Source organism: Polaromonas sp. P1_G2 (assembly GCF_056405515.1).
Window position 1 is genome coordinate 1 of record NZ_JBFUBY010001143.1, and the last position, 452, is coordinate 452.

Annotated in this window: 1 protein-coding gene; it reads right to left on the reverse strand. The window is 66.2% G+C overall.

Features of this window, described 5'->3' with window-relative positions:
- On the reverse strand, window positions 1–452 hold a 452-nt coding region (rplA, locus tag AC1D0P_RS29465; RefSeq protein ID WP_477679971.1), incomplete at both ends, for a 50S ribosomal protein L1.

Here is a 452-nt window from a genome sequence, read left to right on the forward strand (position 1 = left end):
GCCGGATCGACCTTCACGCCCGGACCCTGGGTCGAGGAGATGGCGATCTTCTTCAGATAGTTGCCCTTGGCACCGGTCGGCTTCGCCCGGATCACCGCATCCGCGAAAGCGCGGATGTTCTCGGCGAGCGCCTTGGCGTCGAACGAGGCCTTGCCGACGCCGGCATGGACGATACCAGCCTTCTCGACGCGGAACTCGACAGCGCCGCCCTTGGACGCCTTGACGGCGCCGGCGACGTCGACGGTGACCGTGCCGACCTTCGGGTTCGGCATCATGCCGCGCGGGCCGAGCACCTTACCGAGACGACCGACGAGCGGCATCATGTCCGGGGTGGCAATGCAGCGATCGAAATCGATCTTGCCGCCCATGACGGTTTCGAGCAGGTCTTCTGCACCGACGATATCCGCACCGGCAGCCTTGGCTTCGTCAGCCTTGGCGCCACGGGCGAACAC